The 20,376-nt window shown below is 45.2% G+C and carries 15 protein-coding genes and 3 pseudogenes; 10 read left to right on the forward strand and 8 right to left on the reverse strand.

What is annotated here, in order from left to right:
* Position 1 precedes the first annotated feature (1 nt).
* The 3 genes from pgl to QTN95_RS12835 all read right to left on the reverse strand — a co-directional run bounded on the left by pgl (position 2) and on the right by QTN95_RS12835 (position 5,464).
* Positions 2 to 718 carry a 6-phosphogluconolactonase gene (pgl, locus tag QTN95_RS12825; RefSeq protein ID WP_331417730.1) on the reverse strand — a complete coding sequence of 239 codons (717 nt, stop codon included), beginning with the start codon at positions 716 to 718 and terminating at the stop codon, positions 2 to 4.
* On the reverse strand, positions 715 to 2,217 hold the full coding sequence (zwf, locus tag QTN95_RS12830) for a glucose-6-phosphate dehydrogenase (protein ID WP_331417743.1): 1,503 nt from the start codon (positions 2,215 to 2,217) through the stop codon (positions 715 to 717). Before zwf ends, pgl begins: the two co-directional genes overlap by 4 nt.
* A 370-nt stretch (positions 2,218 to 2,587) precedes the next feature.
* The gene (locus tag QTN95_RS12835; protein WP_331417731.1) at positions 2,588 to 5,464 is read right to left on the reverse strand and encodes an HD domain-containing phosphohydrolase; all 2,877 of its coding nucleotides are present in this window, start codon (positions 5,462 to 5,464) and stop codon (positions 2,588 to 2,590) included.
* 307 nt (positions 5,465 to 5,771) lie between these two features.
* Between QTN95_RS12835 and QTN95_RS12840 the strand changes: the two genes are divergently transcribed.
* The 3 genes and pseudogenes from QTN95_RS12840 to QTN95_RS12850 form a co-directional block, all read left to right on the forward strand.
* Positions 5,772 to 6,155, forward strand: a complete 384-nt coding sequence (locus tag QTN95_RS12840) for a cytochrome b562 (RefSeq protein WP_138972624.1) — start codon at positions 5,772 to 5,774, stop codon at positions 6,153 to 6,155.
* A gap of 120 nt (positions 6,156 to 6,275) precedes the next feature.
* Positions 6,276 to 6,650: a hypothetical protein gene (locus QTN95_RS12845; RefSeq protein ID WP_331417732.1), complete on the forward strand. Its 375-nt coding sequence runs from the start codon at positions 6,276 to 6,278 to the stop codon at positions 6,648 to 6,650.
* 144 nt (positions 6,651 to 6,794) lie between these two features.
* A pseudogene (locus QTN95_RS12850) lies at positions 6,795 to 7,097 on the forward strand (PepSY domain-containing protein); the annotation flags it as partial.
* A 291-nt stretch (positions 7,098 to 7,388) separates the two neighbouring features.
* Here the strand turns inward: QTN95_RS12850 and QTN95_RS12855 are convergent.
* Complete coding sequence (locus QTN95_RS12855; RefSeq protein WP_138972621.1) at positions 7,389 to 8,303, reverse strand: LysR family transcriptional regulator; 915 nt, start codon at positions 8,301 to 8,303, stop codon at positions 7,389 to 7,391.
* A gap of 233 nt (positions 8,304 to 8,536) precedes the next feature.
* Here QTN95_RS12855 and QTN95_RS12860 point away from each other — a divergent pair, with 233 nt between their 5' ends.
* Both QTN95_RS12860 and tdh read left to right on the forward strand, forming a co-directional pair.
* Positions 8,537 to 9,733 carry a glycine C-acetyltransferase gene (locus QTN95_RS12860; protein ID WP_331417733.1) on the forward strand — a complete coding sequence of 399 codons (1,197 nt, stop codon included), beginning with the start codon at positions 8,537 to 8,539 and terminating at the stop codon, positions 9,731 to 9,733.
* Positions 9,733 to 10,764, forward strand: a complete 1,032-nt coding sequence (gene tdh, locus QTN95_RS12865; RefSeq protein ID WP_331417734.1) for an L-threonine 3-dehydrogenase — start codon at positions 9,733 to 9,735, stop codon at positions 10,762 to 10,764. Before QTN95_RS12860 ends, tdh begins: the two co-directional genes overlap by 1 nt.
* A gap of 142 nt (positions 10,765 to 10,906) precedes the next feature.
* Here the strand turns inward: tdh and pyk are convergent, their stop codons facing one another.
* Together pyk and QTN95_RS12875 are read right to left on the reverse strand one after the other, a co-directional pair.
* The gene (gene pyk, locus QTN95_RS12870) at positions 10,907 to 12,361 is read right to left on the reverse strand and encodes a pyruvate kinase (RefSeq protein ID WP_331417735.1); all 1,455 of its coding nucleotides are present in this window, start codon (positions 12,359 to 12,361) and stop codon (positions 10,907 to 10,909) included.
* Positions 12,362 to 12,534: 173 nt separating this feature from the next.
* Positions 12,535 to 13,914 carry an MFS transporter gene (locus QTN95_RS12875; protein ID WP_138972617.1) on the reverse strand — a complete coding sequence of 460 codons (1,380 nt, stop codon included), beginning with the start codon at positions 13,912 to 13,914 and terminating at the stop codon, positions 12,535 to 12,537.
* A gap of 68 nt (positions 13,915 to 13,982) precedes the next feature.
* On the opposite strand from QTN95_RS12875, the gene QTN95_RS12880 reads away from it, so the two are divergent.
* From QTN95_RS12880 to QTN95_RS12895, 4 genes are all read left to right on the forward strand, one after another.
* On the forward strand, positions 13,983 to 14,171 hold the full coding sequence (locus tag QTN95_RS12880) for a hypothetical protein (protein WP_331417736.1): 189 nt from the start codon (positions 13,983 to 13,985) through the stop codon (positions 14,169 to 14,171).
* 127 nt (positions 14,172 to 14,298) lie between these two features.
* Positions 14,299 to 15,501, forward strand: coding sequence for an ABC transporter substrate-binding protein (locus QTN95_RS12885; protein ID WP_443088870.1), 1,203 nt, complete (start codon positions 14,299 to 14,301; stop codon positions 15,499 to 15,501).
* A complete protein-coding gene (locus QTN95_RS12890) occupies positions 15,498 to 17,858 on the forward strand; it encodes an ATP-binding protein (protein ID WP_331417738.1) in 2,361 nt (786 codons plus the stop codon). The genes QTN95_RS12885 and QTN95_RS12890 overlap by 4 nt, the downstream gene beginning before the upstream one ends.
* Complete coding sequence (locus QTN95_RS12895) at positions 17,845 to 19,107, forward strand: sigma-54-dependent transcriptional regulator (protein ID WP_331417739.1); 1,263 nt, start codon at positions 17,845 to 17,847, stop codon at positions 19,105 to 19,107. The genes QTN95_RS12890 and QTN95_RS12895 overlap by 14 nt, the downstream gene beginning before the upstream one ends.
* Positions 19,108 to 19,229: 122 nt before the next feature.
* Here the strand turns inward: QTN95_RS12895 and QTN95_RS12900 are convergent, their stop codons facing one another.
* Both QTN95_RS12900 and QTN95_RS12905 read right to left on the reverse strand, forming a co-directional pair.
* Positions 19,230 to 19,559 (reverse strand): ATPase, encoded by a 330-nt coding sequence (locus QTN95_RS12900; protein ID WP_331417740.1) that lies wholly within the window; start codon positions 19,557 to 19,559, stop codon positions 19,230 to 19,232.
* 15 nt (positions 19,560 to 19,574) lie between these two features.
* Positions 19,575 to 20,240 (reverse strand): annotated as a pseudogene (locus tag QTN95_RS12905) (proprotein convertase P-domain-containing protein); the annotation flags it as partial.
* Between QTN95_RS12905 and QTN95_RS12910 the strand changes: the two are divergent.
* Positions 20,230 to 20,376, forward strand: a pseudogene (locus QTN95_RS12910) (transposase domain-containing protein); the annotation flags it as partial. The pseudogenes QTN95_RS12905 and QTN95_RS12910 overlap by 11 nt on opposite strands.

Here is a 20,376-nt window from a genome sequence, read left to right on the forward strand (position 1 = left end):
ATTACGCGATTTTTGCTGCTGCGTCTGAATCTAAGTACCATTCCGTTAGACCAGTTTTTGACTGGATTTTTGCTGCTGGATAAGGCAGCTCATTCGCCGGAGTAGTATGAATTTCGTTTACAATGTCAACTTTGCCTGCACCAAGTACGAGGTAGCTGATGCGTTTCGCTGTTTCCAACACTTTTGCGGTTTTTGAAACGCGAATTTGTCCTGACTCAGGGTGAGAGGCAAGCACAGATAAGTTCTCATCCTGGTAATTTGTTTGATTTGGGAACAGGGATGCAGTGTGACCATCTGCCCCAACGCCGAGTAGAATCCAGTCAAACACAGGAGTGCCATTTTCACATGGGATCACGGTAGCCATTTCTTCAGCAAAGCGTTTTGCTTCAACGGCTGGCTCATCTTCGCCGCGAATACGGTGGATGTTTTCGTGAGGAAGATTGACTTGGCTAAACAGTAAGGCGTTGGCCTCGCCATAGTTGCTTTCTACATCGTCTGGTGCGACACAGCGCTCATCACCCCACCAGAAGTGCAGGTTGTTCCATTGAATGGATGTCGCATAAGTGTCACTTGCCAATAGTTTAAATAGCATCTTCGGCGTGCTACCGCCAGAGAGTGAAATATGGACAGGTCGGCCAAGTTCGCTATAGGCTTTCATGTCGTCAGCTAAGCTTGCCACCACTTGTTCAGCGGTTGGAAAAATCTTGTGATTAATCATAGTTCACAGTAATCCGTGTCAGTTAAGTTTTTACAAGGGAAGCGCCATGCACGATTGTCACGTTGCAGTAAGTCATCAGACTCTTTTGGTCCCCATGTACCACAAGCGTAACCAAATAGAGCTTGTGGGTCTTGTTTGAAGTCTAGAATCGGTTGAACGTATTTCCAGCACGCTTCGACCGCATCGCTACGAGCAAACAGCGTCGCATCACCGTTTAGTGCATCAAGCAGTAAACGCTCATAGGCCGTCAGCATTTGCGTTTCTTGCAGAGAAGCATAATGGAAGTTCATTTTCACTTCTTTGGCATGGAAACCCGCGCCTGGTTCTTTTAAACCAAAGCTCATTTGGATGCCTTCGTCTGGCTGAATACGAATGATCAGTTTGTTTTCTGGCGCATTTTGACCAAACACTGGATGCGGTGTCTGTTTGAAATGAATAACCACTTCCGTGACACGTGTTGGGAGGCGTTTACCTGTGCGGACATAGAAAGGCACGCCATTCCAACGCCAGTTGTTGATGTACGCTTTCAGGCCAACGTAAGTCTCAGTGCGCGAATCTTCGGCAACACCTGGCTCATTACGGTAGCTTGGTAAAAATTCACCACGTACATCCGATTCAGTGTACTGACCAAGAACGAGGTTGTTACGTAGATCGTCTTCTTCAAGCGGTTTTAGACACTGAAGAACTTTAACCACTTCATCACGCATTGAGTTTGCATTGATTTGTGCTGGTGGTTCCATACCGACCATAGCAAGGACTTGCAGCAAGTGGTTTTGGAACATATCACGAACAGCGCCCGAGCCGTCGTAGTAGCCACCACGCTCTTCCACGCCGAGGAATTCCGCGCCGGTGATTTCAACATAGTCGATGAAGTTGCGATTCCACAATGGTTCAAACATTGCGTTAGAGAAGCGGAATACCAATAAGTTCTGTACTGTTTCTTTACCTAGGTAATGGTCAATACGGTAGATTTGGTGCTCTTGGAAGTGCTCATGAATTTCTTTATCGAGTTTACGCGCAGAAGCCAGATCATAGCCAAACGGTTTTTCGATGATTAGGCGTTTCCAACCGTCATCTTCATTGTTCAAACCGTGTGCAGCAAGGCTGGCTGGAATGATGCTGTATAGGCTTGGTGGTGTTGCTAGGTAGAATAGCGTATTGCGTTGCTCGAACTGATAATGGTCTGCCAATTGGTTGAGACGCAACGACAGTTTAGAGTAATCAGAAGTATCCGAGGTGTTGATCGCTTGGTAATGCAGATGGTTGATAAAAGCATCTAATGTTGCTGGCTCAGTTTTCTCCATTTCCTGAAGAGAACGTTTTAACTTTTCACGGTATGACTCATCGCTGTATTCCGTACGACTTACGCCGAGGATAGCGAAGTTCTCAGGCAGCTGTTTGTTTGAGTAAAGGTGATATAAAGCAGGGATCAACTTACGATACGTTAAGTCGCCCGAAGCACCAAAAATAACGATGCTGCTGTTTTCTGGTATTACCATCATCTTTCCCTTAGAAACGAGGTAGTTAGCATGTGCCTAGGAGGTTGGCATTTAAGTAGACCAACCCTATCAACGACACCTCAAATTATAAAACTGGTCTTGCCTATTAAACTGATAGGCAAAAGCCAATAAAGCGTGCCAATTCTTTCATTTGTCAGCGGGGCTGACGCCAAAAAACGGAGCTCAATGCTCAGATGGCAGCGTATTGTCTATGACTCTTTGATATACATCAACCTTTGAGAGGGCAATCGATTAAATATTGACTCATTGGTGAGCTAACTTGTTGAAAGTTATAGTTAGAGTATGATTTTGCGTTTTGAGATAAAAATGATGTATTTACTCTAATTTGATTCGCAAATTGGGGGAGTCGTTAGAAATGGGATTTTAGGAAGCTTTTCACTCTTTTGATATGCGCTCCACGGTCAATCTCGCCCAACTGATTTGGTGATAAAAACATCTCTGCGTACTGCTGATCGATGTGTTGTTCAAGAAAAATCAGATATAGCTTAGGATCAATGTGTCCCGTTGTTGCCATCTCCGTCATGATTTCTACAGATTCAGATAGAGTTTTGGCTTTTTTGTACGGCCTATTGCTTGAAGTCAGAGCTTCAAAGACATCGGCAATCGCCATAACACGTGCGGGAATGGATAGTTGTTCTTGGAATAAACCTTTTGGATAACCTTTGCCATCCATTCGCTCATGATGTCCTCCTGCGATTTCAGGAATATTTTTGAGATGGTTCGGGTAGGGAAGACGATTGAGCATCATGATGGTCTGAATGATATGGTCATTGATAATAAAGCGCTCTTCATCGTTCAGGGTCCCTCGCTGGATGGAGAGGTTATAGAGTTCGCCACGATTGTACTTGTAATCGCTGGGTACCAATACAAACTCCTCTTGCCAAACATCCTGTGGTTTAGCGTTACTCTGCCACTCAATGAGATGCACTTGTTTGTCGGCGAGGATTGACTCTTCAACGGGTAAATCGCTAGGTTTTCCGGCACGTTGTTTTTCTATCCATGACACACCAGCTTGGTCATCTAACGTTCGTGTCCATTTATAGGTACTGATTTTCTTCAAGCGTTCTAGAGCATCCTGACTCATGTTTTCACCACCGATATTACATTCAGCAATGAAGTAAAAGTCATCATCGAGTTGCTGTTGTTTACGGGTCAACGTTTCTTTCAACTGCTTGTCGTCTCCCCCTGCAGATAGCGCTTTCCAATAGTCGATTTCAGCTTGCGCTTTGAGCAATTCAAAACGCATCCGGACTTCGTGGATCCTATCGTATATAGTTTCCAATTTCGTCGCTTTGTCTATTACGTATTCTGGCGTGGTGACTTTACCGCAATCATGCAGCCAAGAGGCGAGATGCAACTCTTCCCATTGCTGTTTCGACATCTTAAACAGCGGAAAATAGCTGTTATCTTGCTCGGTTGCCTTAACCAGCATTTCAGTCAGTTTAGGGATACGCTGACAGTGACTACCCGTGTAAGGCGATTTGGTATCAATGGCAGAAGCAATCAGCTCAACAAACGCGGTGAGCATCTCTTTTTGTTGCTCGATACGGTCGATGTTCTCTTTTGCCAATGCGCCAAAGCTGAGCAGTTCTTTGAGGAATGCGTGTTTATCTGATTGCTCAGGTGTGATGGCTCGTTCATAACCAAGTAGCAGTACACCGATCAGTTCATGAGTCCGATTGTGGAGTGGGAATAGGTAAATGTCGGAGTTATAGAGGATTTCTCTGTACTTCGCCAGTACGTTATCTTCGCGGTTGAGATGGACAATATCGCCTTTTGCTAAGTCGGTGCTGACCCAAGGTGTGGATTGGATCAACTGATTGATATCGATTTTGAACGGAATAATGGCTTGGTTTGCTGACGGTAGCAGCGAGTTTGCTTTGTCATCGCGAGTAAAGAGAACGATAGTTTCTGCCTTGGTGACTAAAAAACTTTGATGGGCGATCGTTTTAGCGAGTACTGCGAAATCTTGATTGCTGGCGGTATCTCGAAGCAGCATGAGTAAATCATAGAGTGTATGCTCCATCAACTCGATAGATTGAGTGAGGTTGGCCACTTCTTTGATGACACTTTTGGTGTAACGAGTCTTTTTAAAATCAAAACGGGCGATGTTGTCGGTCTGCCTCACTAATGCCTGAAGCGGGTTAGCCAAACGTTGTACCACTAACCAAACGACAACAAAGCTCATCAGCAACATTGCGACCGCGACTCGAACTTGCTTATCTCGCATTGACAGCAATGAAGAGAGCAAATCATCTTGAGGTGTCGCTTCAGCGAGTAACAAACGGGTTTTGTTGTTTAAGCTAACTGGCGTTAACGTCACTGACCAATTCTGGTCATCGTGCTCAAGCGTTTCGTAAATAATTTGGCTCGAACTACGGTTGATGACGGTTCTAAATACGCTGTCTTTGAGTAAATCAACACTGGGGCGGCCGTCGTCACTCTGTTCTATGCCAATATTGTGATGGGCCAATATGTTGAATTTATTGTCAAATAGAGTCAGCTTGGTATTTTCCGAATGTCCCATTCGGCTGATTTGTTCAGACAGCGAAGTTAAGGTGAAATCTGCTCCAACGACACTCTGACCATCCGGCGAACGACGCGATAGTGTAACTCCGTTGGTCTTCAGGAAGTAAAAAAAATATGGCTCAGTGAGTCGTATTTCGCCATCTAGGTCTGCATTGGAGAACCACGGACGAGTGCGTGGATCAAACTTATTGTCATTGCTTTGGCGCTGTCCAACATTGCGGAAACTGCCATCAAGGAAGGTAAAACGATTGAGACCAGACGGATTGGTCGTGTTGATCATCAGCGCGGCTTTGTCTGGTGCATCAAATCGTTCTCGGTCGCCATTGGTTCTAAGGGCGCGAATCAGTGTGAGGTCACCAGAATCGTTAGCATAGAAAAGTGCGACGACTCCTGGGTTGCGTTGAAAAATCAAATGGAGGGAGGCGAGGAAAAGTTGATGTTTTTCAGGTGCCTGATGGTCATCAATTGATCTACTCATCGCCATAAAATCGAGAGTGGTAAGAATCGGCCCCGCTTTGACCTGGAACGTTGATTCCAGCTGTCGAGCGTTTTCACTGCTGAGTTCTTTCGCACTTCCGGTTAACAAATCCTGAGCATGTCGGTAACTGATGGCAATAAGAACCGAGCCCACTAATGTCGTGAGAACCAGAAATAGAGTAGTGATATGAATACTTAGGGAGTAACGACGCTTTCTCATGATCTGTCCAGTAGCAAGTACATTCTAAGTATTGAACAAACTGGCGATGATGCAAAAAAAACTACTTCATATTGATGTTTTTATTTACTATTGAAAGCCTTTAGGAGTGGGTTTCGGTGGACTTAAACAGGGGAGAGTTGATAGGCTAATGTCGTTGTTGAACTGGGTGATCGGCAGTTTTTAGACTTCTTGGCGTTACGTGGTCGTGAGGTTAAACCGTTATAAGTTGATACAAATTTACGATCATGTGTGCGGAATAAATTCAGTACACTTTGTCCTCATTTCCCCGAAATAAAGAATAAATACAATGAAAAAACTGGTTCCTGTATTCGCCTTAGTTATGTCAGCTCAAGTGTTTGCGAGTGATTTCGATTTGAAAGCGACCATGAAACAGATGAAAGTCGAGTTCAAACAGGCCGCTCAGGCAGAGGAAATCACCCAAATGAAATCCGCAGTTGCTAATCTCTCGGAGTTAATCGATCAGTCGAAACGGGGTGAATACCCGCCAGAGAAAACCGATCTTTACCTTGAAGGCTTTAATAAGCTTTCTGTTGCGTTGGACTCTATTGAGGCGAAATTAGAGGCTGGTAACTTAGAAGCGGCCAAAGCGGAGTTAAAACGCGTCGACGATTTACGTGTTGAGTATCATGATAAGCGTAATCCAAGCATCTGGAGCAAGCTATTTGGCTAAAAGGCTCAAGGCCATACTGTAAGGGTAAAAAACCATGATCAATGTTAGGTTTTTTATCGTAGGTCACTGAGTTTGTTAGCAGAAGGTTATATATTTGCGCTCTAACAATTGAGAGTGACAATGATCAGAGCGTCTTATTTTAAGCGAAGCATGTTAATCGCAAGTGCCCTTAGCTGGGTGCTTGTGGCATTGATGCCTGTTATAAACGCCCATGGTGCCAATGCCGGGGTGTGGGCGACGCTCTGTACTATCAATGGTTTTGAGCTGGTTCAAGTTGAAGAAGGTACGGTAGAAACCCAACACAGCAAACCTTGTCCATTTAGTCACTTTTCCAGTTTTCATCAGGATTCTCTTCCAACCCCCCAACACGCACGAAGATCGACATTAGCGACGATGGAATCGTACACTTATTTGGCTCTAAGTGAACGTTTTCAATTTGCTATCCCACGCGCTCCGCCCACGGTTCTTTTTTCCAACTTTATCGATATCTCATAATAATTAGGCTTAAAGCCACTAAGTAAAGTTAATGCTCAGCGATTAGCCTCGACATGATTCGAGGTGCGATGCTGTGCATCTTAAAAAGGAAAATATAATGCTGGGTAGTCAGTTTGAGACTCAACCTAAGGAACACGCACGCTCATCAAAAAGTCAGCAATCCATCGAAAAGAAAACGCTAAAGCACGCTATTTCCTCGCTTGGCGTTGGCACTTCTATGTTGGCTTATTCGTTATCCCGTTTATGTTAATGCTAAGTCTCAGCGGTATAGTGATGCTGTTTGATGATGAGATTGAACATTTTCGTTACGGCGAAATTTTAACGGTTACTCCACAAGAGACGGTTCAATCTGTGTCGAAGCAGATGCAAGCCGTTATTGCTCAATATCCCAAAGCCAGAGTGACGCAGTTTATCGCGGCTTCAGAAGCGACGGTCGCCAATCGGTTCAGACTCACGCCAGTTTCAATCACGGGTGCGATGATGTGGTGGCTACGACGTCCAAGTAAACAGAACAAGTTGCGAGTGCCAGCGCGTTTTGAACAAGAAGGTATTTGGAAGGTGGGGCTGGTGTCCGTTGTGGTGATCAGTCTCTGTTTCCCATTGGCAGGGGTAACGATTATCGCGACCTTGTTGTTTGATGCATTTGTCGTCAGCAGAAGTACCAGACTGTGCGAATACTTAGCGTGTTAGTCGCGATGAGTTGATGGATACCGCTCTGAGGCTCTCCTCAGGGCGGTATTATTTTTGACTCAGTTGCTCGGTCATATAGTCGATGAATCCACGTAAACGAGCGGGCATGTACTTGGTTTGTGGGTACTGAATTGCTATTGCCCCGTGGTAGTTGCTTTTGATTGTCCAGTCTGGCAAGACTGGAACGACTTGGTTTTGCGCAATCGCATCGGCGATAACAAAGTCATGGAAGATGCCGATACCAAGTGCATTCTTAACCCCTGTCAATCGCATTTGTGAGTGGTTAACTGCGTAGCGTCCGCTAACGGGTACTGAGTGGTACTCGTCTTCTTTAAAAAAGTCCCAGATATGGTCACGGTCGGTTTCTGCTAGGTACAAACAGTCATGTTTTACCAGCTCTGTTGGGTGGGTTGGCATCCCTCGCTGTTCGACATATTCAGGGCTTGCACACAGCACTAAGTTAGTTTTACTCACTTCTCTCAATACCAAATTCTCATCTGGCTTATCGGTGAGTTTGAAAGCGACATCAATTCCATCGCGGATCAAATCTATTTCGCCATCCGCAGCGCGGAGTTTGAGCTGAATGTGCGGGTATTGCTTGAGAAAAGGCACAACGTGAGGCTGAAGCACCGAGTTTAAGAACGCTTCGGGTGCTGCAACGGTCAACGCCCCCGACATTTCTTGATGATCTGAAGTCGAAAGTTCAACGGCTTGCTTGGCGGCGTTAACCATGACCATTGCCTGATCATAAACCTGTTGACCTGAGCGGGTAATGATCAGCTTGCGCGTCGTGCGTTCAAACAGTTTCACCGATAGAGAGGTCTCCAATCGAGTCACCAGTTTACTTAGCGCTGAAGGCGTCACCTCAAGCTGTTTCGCCGCAGCGGTAAAGCTTCCTTCGTCAACGATTAAAATAAAACTCGCTAAGTCAGGGAGTAGGGCGATCAGTTTGGTGTTTTTCATAGTGGAGTGCATTAATGGCAATGATGGGGGAGTTTAGCGTGATCCTGAGCGACGGTCATCACAAAAGCGTCCAATTTGTGCCTCAAATTCAATAATGTTTTTCCGCTCAACGGGATAATGGAAACAACGTGCTTGAATTACACTTAAGACAGCAGATTTTAGTCTTTAGCAATGCGCTCAAGGCAATCGATACGCGATATGCTAACAATATAATAACTAGGAAGGAATTTGAAATGTCTTCTGCATTCTACCAACAGATCCAACAGCAAATTGAAGAAGTAAAGGCGGAAGGCCTTTATAAATCAGAGCGTGTGATCACTTCGCAACAGGCCGCTGCGGTGAAAATCTCAACCGGCGAAGAAGTGCTTAACTTCTGTGCGAACAACTACCTTGGCCTTGCAAATCACCCTGCTCTAATCGAAGCAGGTAAAGAGGGTATGGACGTTCACGGCTTTGGTATGGCATCTGTGCGTTTTATCTGTGGTACTCAAGACATCCATAAAGAACTTGAACAAAAGCTTTCTAAGTTCTTGGGTAAAGAAGACACCATCCTATACACCTCTTGTTTCGATGCGAACGCTGGTCTGTTCGAAACGATTCTAGGTGCAGAAGACGCTATCATTTCTGATGCGCTAAACCACGCCTCAATCATTGATGGTGTTCGCTTATGTAAAGCTATGCGTTTCCGTTACTCAAACAACAATATGGAAGAGCTAGAGCAGCAACTAATCGCAGCAAAAGAAGCTGGCGCTCGTCACATCCTGATTGTGACTGACGGCGTTTTTTCAATGGATGGTGTGGTGGCTAATCTTCCTGCCATCTGTGACCTTGCTGAAAAGTACGGCGCACTGACAATGGTTGATGATTCTCACGCTGTAGGCTTTATGGGCAAAACGGGTGCAGGCACTCACGAATACCACAATGTGGTAGATCGCATCGACATCATCACAGGCACACTGGGTAAAGCGATGGGCGGCGCTTCAGGCGGTTACACTTCTGGTAAAGCTGAAGTGATCGACTGGCTACGTCAGCGTTCACGTCCATACCTATTCTCTAACTCTGTTGCACCAGCAATCGTCAACGCTTCTATCCGCGTTCTTGACCTGCTTGAAGAGAGTGGTGATCTACGCGAACGCCTATGGCAAAACGCCGCACACTTCCGTGCACGTATGGAAGCGGCTGGTTTCACTATGGGTGGTGCAGACCACGCAATTATCCCAATCATGTTAGGCGATGCCAAAGTAGCTGCCGAGTTTGCAGAGCGCGCTTTAGAGAAAGGCATCTACGTGATCGGTTTCTCTTTCCCTGTAGTACCAAAAGGTCAGGCACGTATTCGTACACAAATGTCAGCAGCACACTCTCGTGAGCAGCTAGATCGCGCTATCGATGCGTTTATCGAAGTGGGTCGTGACATGGAGATCATCAAATAATGAAAATCAAAGCACTATCAAAACTAAAGCCTGAACAAGGCATCTGGATGACTGAGGTCGACAAGCCTGAACTTGGTCATAACGATCTTCTGATCCGTATTAAGAAAACCGCTATCTGTGGCACTGACGTTCACATCTACAACTGGGATGAGTGGTCACAAAAAACCATTCCGGTTCCTATGGTTGTAGGTCATGAATATGTTGGTGAAGTGGTTGGCATTGGTCAAGAAGTCCGTGGCTTCGAAATCGGTGACCGCGTATCTGGTGAAGGCCATATTACTTGTGGTCACTGCCGTAACTGTCGTGGTGGACGTACTCATCTATGTCGTAACACAACGGGTGTTGGTGTTAACCGCACAGGTGCGTTCTCTGAGTACCTAGTGATTCCAGCATTTAACGCATTCAAAATCCCTGAAGGGATTTCTGATGACCTTGCGTCAATCTTTGACCCATTTGGCAACGCGGTACATACAGCACTGTCTTTCGACCTAGTTGGTGAAGACGTACTGATCACCGGCGCAGGCCCTATCGGTATTATGGCAGCAGCGGTTGCTAAGCACGTAGGTGCTCGTCATGTAGTGATCACGGACGTAAACGAATACCGCCTTGATCTTGCTCGTAAGATGGGTGTGACTCGCGCTGTTAACGTTGCAGAGCAAAAGCTTGAGGACGTGATGGCTGAACTTGGTATGACAGAAGGCTTCGATGTTGGCCTTGAAATGTCTGGTGTACCTTCAGCGTTCAACTCAATGCTACAAACAATGAACCACGGTGGTCGTATTGCCCTATTAGGTATTCCACCATCAGATATGGGTATTGACTGGAACCAAGTTATCTTTAAAGGTCTTGTTATTAAAGGTATCTACGGACGGGAAATGTTCGAAACGTGGTACAAGATGGCTTCATTGATTCAGTCAGGCCTAGATCTCACGCCAATCATCACTCATCACTTCAAAGTTGATGACTTCCAAGCAGGCTTCAACGCTATGCGTAGCGGGCTTTCTGGCAAAGTAATCCTTGATTGGGAATAACCCAATAAACTAAGAATAGCGCTCCGATTGGGGCGCTTTTTGTTTCCATGAAAAAAGACCTACCGCAAGGGTAGGCCAAATCCCTAAGTTTCCCTGTGGAGCAAGGAGTGGGTGTGACTAATGTTTATGGAGAATTCAATAATTAAGCTGCAATGGCTTCTTTAGTTGGAATAGGAATCAGACGGCTAATGTTGACATCGCCCGTGTTTTCAACGGACTCAAAACGAGAAATTAACAGTGATTGCAGTTGGTGATCTTTGATCGGCTTTGCAAGGATTTCCAAAACCGATGCTGTGGCATCGGATTCGTCTATCGAAGCAAATACAGGTTGAACACCACGTAAGATAGATAGACGAGAAAGTAACTTTTCATTGTCGCTTAGTGCCCAAATCATCGCTTGGCTATGACAACGTGACATAAGCAGTGGGGTTTCACCACTGTTGGTGAATACCGCTACGCCTAAGTTTTGTTGTGATTTGGCCGCGAACAAAACAGAAGAAACAGCGAAGCTCTTACTACTATTGCTACAGAGCTGTTGGACCTTGTCCCAGCAACTGTTTGAGCATTCAATTTCTTGTTCAACACCACGTGCAATTCGAGCCATCGCTTTTACGGTTTCAACCGGATAGGCACCTGTCGCGGACTCGGCGGACAGCATAATCGCATCGGTTCCATCGATAACAGCGTTCGCCACATCCATCACTTCTGCTCGTGTTGGTAGAGGATTATCAATCATAGATTCCATCATTTGAGTCGCAGTGATTACGGGTTTTCCAAAATGTTTCGCACGGCTGATAAGTGCTTTTTGAACAATAGGTAAGCGAGCATCTCCAATTTCGACGCCAAGATCGCCACGAGCGACCATAATGATGTCAGAAGCGATGATCACGTCATCCATGGTCTGCTGATTTTCGACAATTTCAGCACGTTCAACCTTAGCGACAATTTGTGCATTGCAGCCTGTGGCGCGAGCGATTTCTCGAGCATAGTGGAGGTCGTCCGCATTACGTGGAAAGGATACGGCTAAAAAGTCAGCGTCAATGATCGCGGCTGTCTCGATATCTTGTTTATCTTTGTCAGTTAAAGCAGGGGCAGAAAGCCCACCGCCTAATAAGTTGATCCCCTTGCGGTTGGATAGGATTCCACTGTTTAGTACTTTGGTTTTTGCAACCGTGCCAGTTTCGTCAATATGGACAACTTCGAGCTGAATGCGCCCATCGTCAAGCAGAAGTATATTTCCAACAGAGAGATCTTTAATTAACTGAGGGTAATCAAGGCCTACTCGCAGCTCGTCACCCGCTTGTGAATCTAGCGTGCTATCTAGGGCAAATATTGCGCCTTGTTCAAGTCGGACTGCTCCATTCTTAAATCCAGAAATGCGGATTTTAGGTCCTTGCAAGTCAACCAGAATGCCAATGTGCTTTCCAAGTTTTCGTGCTGTGTTGCGCACATTGGCTGCGGCCGCGATATGGTCTGTGGGATTGCCATGTGAAAAGTTTAACCTAACCACATTAACGCCAGCGAGAATCATCTCTTCTAGCACAGTGGCACTTTGGCTCGCGGGGCCGAGTGTCGCGACGATTTTAGTTTTATTCATAACCTTACCTTTAACAACATAACCGAAAATGGACAATCAAAAGGGGGGCGGCTGGTGGTCGACATTCGTTTGATGGGGAAGGGGGTACTATCTCTAGGAGCCAGATAAGTACGTCACCTCAAGTCAATGTCAATCGCCAGCCAAAGGGGGAGTGAACTCCCCCAAGTTCGTTGTTAGTTGGCAACGTTAGCTTTTAATTTAGGCTGAGTTTCCTCGTCGATATCAACGACTTTCTTCGCGTTCCAAACAGTTAACGCAAGCAGAAGTGACAGCACACCTGCCGCTAGCCAGAAATATTGAGCTTGAGAGAAGTCGTACTTAGAAACACCGTCGATTTCTGTGATGGTAATGAGCTTTGCAGAAATAATTTCTTGAGCAGATGCCGCCATGTAAGAGAACAATCCAATGAAGCCTTTTACCGCACCAACAGCGTTCTTTGGCATCAGGTCACAAGCTGTGAGGCCAGCAAGGAATACGACCAGACCACCGATAGCGAAACCGATCAGGCCTAGGGCTACCGCATCAACCATGCGGTTATCGGGGCCAAAGAACATTAGACACATACCCGCGATATTTGCCAATCCGTATAGTAGCGTCGGGATATGACGGTTAGCGTTAAAGATTTTATCCGATACGATGCCTGATAAAATTGCCCCTGCTAGACCAGCGATAGGGTAGGTAGACATTGCAAAACCGGCGTCAATCAACGAATAACCTTTTACCTCTTGCAGATACAGTACTGCCCAAGAAGACATCGCATAACGAGAGACGTACATTGCCGCACACGCCGCAGCGATAAGCCATACAACGGGTTGTTTTAATACAAATAGCTGAGCACGACGTGTTTCTTTAGGATCATTTTTCTTCTTGATTTCTGGTTCTTCATCAAAAGCCGTCGCAGCATCTGGTAAACCGTAAGTTTGTGGGCGGTCTTTAAGGATAAAGAACATACATAGTGCTGCTACGATTGCTGCGATACCTGCGCCGATGAAGCCAGCGCGCCAGCCAAGGTAGCTCACGAGTGTAGCGGTTAGGATCCAAGTAATGCCTTCGCCTATGTTACGCGAGCCACCCCATATTGAGTAACGCGAGCCACGTTGTTTAGGCGAGAACCATTGGAACAGAGATACACATGAAGGTGCTGAGCCTACCGATTGGAACCAGCCGTTTAAACCCCAAAGCAGAACAAAGAAGAAACCAGCGGTATTCAAGCCCATGATGACGGCTGTCGCGCCTGACAATAGTAGTGAGAACGACATAAAGCGGCCAATGTTGGCATAGTCAGAAAGGAAGCCGTTCGAAAACTTACCTATTGCGTAGGTGAAGAAAAAGGCTGAACCCATAATACCGAGTTCTTCAATGGTGACGATGCCCGCATCTAGCATAGGTTTCTTTACGACGCCTAAACTCATACGAACTACGTAGAAAACAGCGTAACCAAATACCAAACCAAGGAATACTTGCCATTGGAAGCTCTTAAAGCGGGATTGCATAGCCTCTTTAGAGCTATCGGACAAAGGTAAGTCCGGGCGTGTTTTAAAGAAATTGAACATAAATGTTTCACTCCGAATATGTGTGACGATTAACGAGTTGTCGTCGGCATGATGCAGAAGGAGGTGAATTGGCTCAAAAGGCTACTTTTGAGGCAAAAATGACTCAAACTAAAGATTGGCGAGGGTTAAAAGAGACACTTTTGACCATTTTGTTGGTAATGAAGTTGATAGAATTACCGCTATTGAGAGATTTAATTGCGTCAGCAGTGACCCATTCAACTGGGGATGAATTTAGTGGTTGGTTTGTCACTTTTTGAATTGACGCACATTTCTAGGGGATTTTGTGAAGTGGGATTAGCAAAAGTGTTTATAAGGCGATTGGCAAAGATAGGGCTGGGCGTGTTGTGGTTCAGCCCATATGCATTGGCAAATCAAGATCAATTGGTGGTACTCACTACGTTTTCGAGCGAGCCAATCGCGAAGTTAATGTCGGAATATAAACAAAGGAATCCCAAGGTAGATATAAAGCTGATTCACAGAAGAACACAGTCAGCGATTCAACTACTAAACAAAAGTTACATGCAAGATGTCGATGTCGTACTTAGTTCATCGCCATTTTTAATGGAGGAACTTTTTAAGCGTAACCAGTTAGCAAGCGTGTCTTATAGTAATGAAATGCCCGAGTGGTTGGTGCCTTTTGTCTTGCCTAAGCGAAATAAAGTAGTCAGCGTGGGCTACTCTGGTGCAGGGCTAGTGTGGAACAACGACTACCTAAAAGCTAACCAGCTAAAAATCCCAAATCAATTTATAGATTTAGTTGCGTTTGAGTACTTTGGTCACATTACGATGAGTACGCCAAGTCGTTCGGGGACGACACAAATGATGATAGAAAGTATTTTAGCCAAACATGGGTGGTTAAAAGGTTGGGCAATCATTTTAAATGTTGGAGCCAACCTTGGTACTGTTTCCTCTCGCAGCTTTGGTGTCGCTGACTATGTAGCTAAAGGACAATTTGGCGTTGGACCAACCATCGATAGTTATGCGTTAGTGTTACCAAAACAGTTTCAGCATGTTGGCTTTGGATACGATTCAGATTTTACGCTAATGCCAACCTATATTGGGGTGCTAAAAAACTCAGGAGAAAATGAATCAACCCAAAGCTTTATTACGCTGCTCCTATCCAAACGTGTCCAAGATAGTATGGTCAACAGTGACTTTGCCAAGCACTCGATTAAAGATGATTCGTTGTATAGCGAGAAGAATCCGCCTCTTAATTTGGAAAAACTAATGAAAAGAGAAAAGCTGGTTAATATCATTTTCGATGAAGCGATAACTAAGCGTCTACCAGAGTTACAGGATCTTTGGCACAGCATTGCAGAGCTTGAGTCAATCACTGCGTCGAACCCTGAATTGAGTACGAGAGTCTCTCACTTAAAACAGCAACTTTTCCTAATCCCGATGACAGAGGAAGAAGTCCGTTCGATCGCGAACTCCATTGCTGAACAAGATGCTTCAAATCAAGCGTCAAGCGGATTGGAACAAGCAGTATTGGCAGAGTTTGGTTATCGTTTCGGGGTTAAGTTTGAGGATAATTTGCTTCAGGTGGCAGATACCCTGAAAGCCATCCAAGTAGAGTTATCGCTATGACTAAGTGGAGTACGATTGGCGCAAAGTTGATTTTGGCCTTTGCTGGTTCAACGCTTTTACTGATGGTAGTGAGTATTGTTGCATGGCTAACGTGGAACCAACTCGATGAGCAAGTGAGTGAATTGCTCGACAATAGTGTGCCGAAATACAATACCAGTTACTTACTAGAAAGCCGAAGTAGTGAGATACGCTATCGAGTTCAACTGCTGCCTCGTCTAAATAACAAAGTTGAGCTGAACAGACAAATCGCAGAACTCTCTGAGCAGCTTGAAGCCATCAATCTTACTCTGAATCGCATAGGTTCTGGGGATATGTCAAACGACGAAACTCAAATGCTTTCTGAGCGTTACCGAGTTCTTGATGAAACATTAGAACAGTACAGTGCGCTCGTGCTTCAGCGGATTGAACAAAGTCGCAGAGTGAATAAATTAGAAGAGCAGATCAACTGGATTCATCAAGATATTCGTTCTGAACTCACACCGATACGTCAAGAGTTGCATTGGTTGATCCGACGTGATGAAACGGGCGAAGAGCGTAATATCGCCTTGGATCAATTACGAGCGATTCAGCATGTATTAGATCTGGAGTCGAATGTCTTCGCTATGACCAGTGAAGTTATTCAGGCGCAGCAACTTGGTGAGGTCCACAATGCGACCAAGGTAATCCAATACAAATTGGATGATTTGGTGAGCAATAGTGCCGCCATTTATGTCCTACCTTCAACCATAGCGTACCAGCAGTTAATTCAAGAGTTAGCGACATTACTTGCCCCGCAAGGTGTTTTCTACCATCAAGTGTTAGATAAGGTAGCGTTAAACCAACGTATTGATCTGTTAAAGGTCAATATTGACCAACAGCTAAGTGATATTCATCAGCAGATTGGTTTGATTGTACAAGAGGCCGATGACAGCTTTATCAATGTACAAGCGCAAACGACGAGTCTTGTCTCCTATGGGAACCATGTTCTTATCGTTTGTTTCAGTGTATCGATAGTGATGTCGCTGTTCCTCACTTACTATTTTATTAATCGCCGCATCGTGGCTCGTCTAACGGCATTAAGTTCGAGTATTGATGCGATAACAAAAGGCGATTTAAGTCATCCTATTCAAGTTGATGGGGCTGATGAGATTGGTCGCCTGAGTGAAAAACTCATTGAGTATGGCGTCAGCGTCAAAGAGATTCAGCGTACCAATGCGATGAGTCTGATCAACAACACCTCTGCGAGTTTATTGACCTGTGACTTAGCGGGATATGTCGAGTCTGCCAATCTCAGCGCGCGCAGGCTACTGGCGTTTCAGGGAGAGGTGGAAAAGAAGTTGATTTGGGATTCGTTCGAAAATCGCAGTCAACGTGTCTTAGCCGCAGTGTTCCAACGTAATGGAGCATTATTTAGAGATGGGCATGATGAGATTACCCTATGTGTTGTAGATGAGCAGACCTGCTATCTACATTTCGACTTCCATCTGTTTTCACATGGTCAGTTCAACAAAGTGATAGTTACGATCACTGATATTACCCAGCAAGAATTGAATACTAGGGAGCTAGAGCAACGTGTCGCGGATAAAACATCAGATTTAAGAGAGAAAAATCATCGCTTGTTAGAGGAAATCGTTGAGCGCGAGCGGACGGAACGGCACCTAAAGCAAACACAAGGTGAGTTGATACAAGCAGCAAAAATGGCAGTGGTAGGGCAAACCATGACCAGTATGGCGCATGAGCTAAATCAGCCGCTCAATGCAATGTCTACTTATTTGTATAGTGCTAAAATTTCATCGCAAGCAGGTAATTTTGCAGGTGTCAATCAGTCACTTGGTTACATCGAAGGCTTGGCTATGCGGATGGGGAAAATCATATCCAGCCTACGGAGCTTTGCGAAAAAGTCAGACGATGACCAACCAGCGGCAACGCAAAATCTTAAAGATATCGCAGACCAAGCGATGACCATCGTGATTGCCAAAGCAAGAAGACAAATGGTCGAAATTGATAACCAATTGACCTCAGACCTTACCGTGCATGGGAACGCTCTCGCCATAGAACAGGTACTCGTCAATCTGTTGGTGAATAGCTGTGATGCTATTGATGAGCAGAATGGAGAGAAGCGAAAAATCACTATTCGTGCGGTTTACGAGACTCAGACACATCATGCTATCGGAATATTTGATAGTGGTAACGGGTTTGATTTTAGCATCATTGATAAACTCTTTACGCCCTTCACAACGACCAAAGAAGTGGGTTTGGGGCTTGGGCTAAACATAAGCAAATCTCTGATGGAAAAACACTCTGGGCAGATATATTTAGCGTCCAACTTAGATAAAGGCGCGTTAGTTATTTTGGAATTGCTACATGCAAAATCTTAATTACTCGATCCTATTAGTGGACGACGACCAAGATGTTTTGGATTCCTATAAGCATCTGATGGATATCGCTGGACTTTCAGCGAAGCCACTCCTTGACCCTACATTGACGACACCGTTTCTCACCCCTGATTGGGCGGGGGTCGTGTTGTTGGATATGTACATGCCCCAGATTCATGGGCTGGAGTTACTAGAGAAAATTAAACAAATTGATGAACGTATTCCGGTCATTGTGATTACTGGGCATGGCGATATCCCAATGGCGGTGGATGCCGTCAAAAAAGGGGCGTGCGAGTTCATTGAGAAGCCGATTAATCCTGCGGCACTACTGGAAATGGTCAAAGAGCATTTAGATTTACGGCGCAGCTTTATTGAACAAAAACATGCGATGGTCGCCACGATTGATAAGTCTTTAGTGGGGAGCTCGGCGCAATTGGAGCAAATCCGTCTCCTTATTTCCCAGTTTGCCTTACTCAAGAATCATGTTGTTATTTGGGGAGAATCTGGAACTGGCAGGCACCTTGCTGCACATCTATTGCACTCAATGTCAGAGAAAGGGGATGCCTTTGAAGTCATTCAAGCAAAGCCGGATATGATGGAAAGTGAATTGGCTCAACAGCTGTCTGAGTTTAAAAAAGGAACTCTGATGCTGGATAGTGCGGAGTTACTTTCGGAAGAGTGCCAACGGTTTCTGGCTCAAAGGCTGATCGCCAACGAAAGAGAGGGTAGGCCTTTACGTGTGATCGCTGTTTTAGGCTGCGATCCAGAAACACTCATCGCTAAACAGCAGTTAATTCCCGAGCTCTATTACGTGCTCAATCAGGGGGTGATAGAAATGCCAGCTTTGCGACAGCGTCCAGACGATATAGCGGTGTTATTTCATCACTATCTCAAAAAGAGCTGTAAGACATTGGGTAAACTGCTCCCTAAAGTGGAGTCGAACTATTTGTCGATACTCAGAGGTCATACTTGGCCTGGAAATGTCCGTGAATTACGAAATATAGCTGAGCTATATGCGGTAGGGATCATTAAATTAACGGGTAAAGAAAAACTCTATACCCAAGCTGAAACGCAGTTACCGCTTGATGAATTGATGGATGATTTTGAAAAAGGTGTAATTGAAGATGCGCTGTTTTTGCATTCGGGGCGAGTGAGTGAGGCCGCTGATTACCTGCAAGTTCCGCGGAAAAAACTCTATTTAAGGATGAAAAAACACGCGATCGACAAAGACAAATTTAAAAGTCGGTCATAGACATTTACACCGCTCACTGGAAGCTTTAATACCGTGAGAGAGCATGGTTACGAAGAGAGTGGTTTTGTTCGTGACTTAGGCGTGGAAAAGTAGCAAAGGCGAACGGATGTTCGCCTTTGTCATTACTGAGCCAACAGTTTTCTTATCGGCTCGGGTTCGGTGTATTCAATCGAAGATCTCAGCATCAGTTTTTCAACTTGTTTGGACTCTCCTTCAACAACCAATACGTGGTCTTCAGGTAGCTCATCAACAATGTTTAGACCAGATAGAGTGATAGCCTTACGAGCTTCGGGGCCTTTACCAGAAAAATATTTAACGAAATATCTTGTTGGCGCTTGTTCTATAGCCTCTTGTTTGTTTCCGGGGAAAGGGAAACCTTGGCTATTGGCGAGTACCGAGCCTGTGATCCCCATCATCAACAGTATTGAACATGTTATGAGTCTATTTACCATAGTGACTTGAATTCCTTATGGAAAAGTCAGTGACCAGCGATTAATTTTACCGACATCTCGTCTCGCGCTATCAACAGCTTTTAGCTGCCAATCACCTTTTGACTCAAAGCCAGTAAAGTCAACTTGATAGCTGTTCTGGATGTTATTTGAACTGCCACCTGTGTTGTCATGCAGGATGACTTGACCACCTTCTGGTGAGATTAATGTGACTTTGAGATCACCGATGTAGGTGTGACTGATATCAATCGCTACAGTGATGATACCAGCGTCGCTGTCAATGAGACCGTAGCCTGTTCGATTATCGCGTCCTGCAACATCAATATCGGTAGCTGTCTTGGTTAGCACGCTACGTATTTGAGCCGCAGTACAAGTAGGGTAGTAACTCCAGACTAAACCAGCGACACCGGTGACATGCGGAGTTGACATTGAAGTTCCGTTGTAATACTCGTAGTCCTCTCCAAGCGTTGTTGACACTGAGATTTCCTGACCTGCGTATACGAGAAGCTGTTGGCCAAATTCTCGGTCAACCGTGACCGACAGGATACGCGCGGTATCGTTTGTGTCGACAAGGAAAGGGTTTTGTAGTCCAGGTAAGTCGCTATTGCTGTAAACAATACTCGCTCTAGCACCTGCATCGGAACAAGCTTGAACGGCATCTATTTCTGGATAGCTACCTGCTGAGTTGGTCGTTTGGCTACTAGTCGGTATTGGTTTGTATCGTGACAGACCCATTACTGATGTTCTAGATAAGTTGGACCTGAAATTATCTAACTCTTTAGGTGAATCCATAGCCCCAAGTGCTATTCCTCAAGCCAGA

It is taken from the genome of Vibrio sp. M260112 (assembly GCF_036533775.1).
Taxonomy (GTDB): domain Bacteria; phylum Pseudomonadota; class Gammaproteobacteria; order Enterobacterales; family Vibrionaceae; genus Vibrio.

Excerpts from the sequence above, each read along its gene's own strand:
- pgl (WP_331417730.1), bottom strand. The coding sequence starts at position 718 with ATGATTAATCACAAGATTTTTCCAACCGCTGAACAAGTGGTGGCAAGC.
- zwf (WP_331417743.1), bottom strand. The coding sequence starts at position 2,217 with ATGGTAATACCAGAAAACAGCAGCATCGTTATTTTTGGTGCTTCGGGC.
- QTN95_RS12835 (WP_331417731.1), bottom strand. The coding sequence starts at position 5,464 with ATGAGAAAGCGTCGTTACTCCCTAAGTATTCATATCACTACTCTATTT.
- QTN95_RS12840 (WP_138972624.1), top strand. The coding sequence starts at position 5,772 with ATGAAAAAACTGGTTCCTGTATTCGCCTTAGTTATGTCAGCTCAAGTG.
- QTN95_RS12845 (WP_331417732.1), top strand. The coding sequence starts at position 6,276 with ATGATCAGAGCGTCTTATTTTAAGCGAAGCATGTTAATCGCAAGTGCC.
- QTN95_RS12855 (WP_138972621.1), bottom strand. The coding sequence starts at position 8,303 with ATGAAAAACACCAAACTGATCGCCCTACTCCCTGACTTAGCGAGTTTT.
- QTN95_RS12860 (WP_331417733.1), top strand. The coding sequence starts at position 8,537 with ATGTCTTCTGCATTCTACCAACAGATCCAACAGCAAATTGAAGAAGTA.
- tdh (WP_331417734.1), top strand. The coding sequence starts at position 9,733 with ATGAAAATCAAAGCACTATCAAAACTAAAGCCTGAACAAGGCATCTGG.
- pyk (WP_331417735.1), bottom strand. The coding sequence starts at position 12,361 with ATGAATAAAACTAAAATCGTCGCGACACTCGGCCCCGCGAGCCAAAGT.
- QTN95_RS12875 (WP_138972617.1), bottom strand. The coding sequence starts at position 13,914 with ATGTTCAATTTCTTTAAAACACGCCCGGACTTACCTTTGTCCGATAGC.
- QTN95_RS12890 (WP_331417738.1), top strand. The coding sequence starts at position 15,498 with ATGACTAAGTGGAGTACGATTGGCGCAAAGTTGATTTTGGCCTTTGCT.
- QTN95_RS12895 (WP_331417739.1), top strand. The coding sequence starts at position 17,845 with ATGCAAAATCTTAATTACTCGATCCTATTAGTGGACGACGACCAAGAT.
- QTN95_RS12900 (WP_331417740.1), bottom strand. The coding sequence starts at position 19,559 with ATGGTAAATAGACTCATAACATGTTCAATACTGTTGATGATGGGGATC.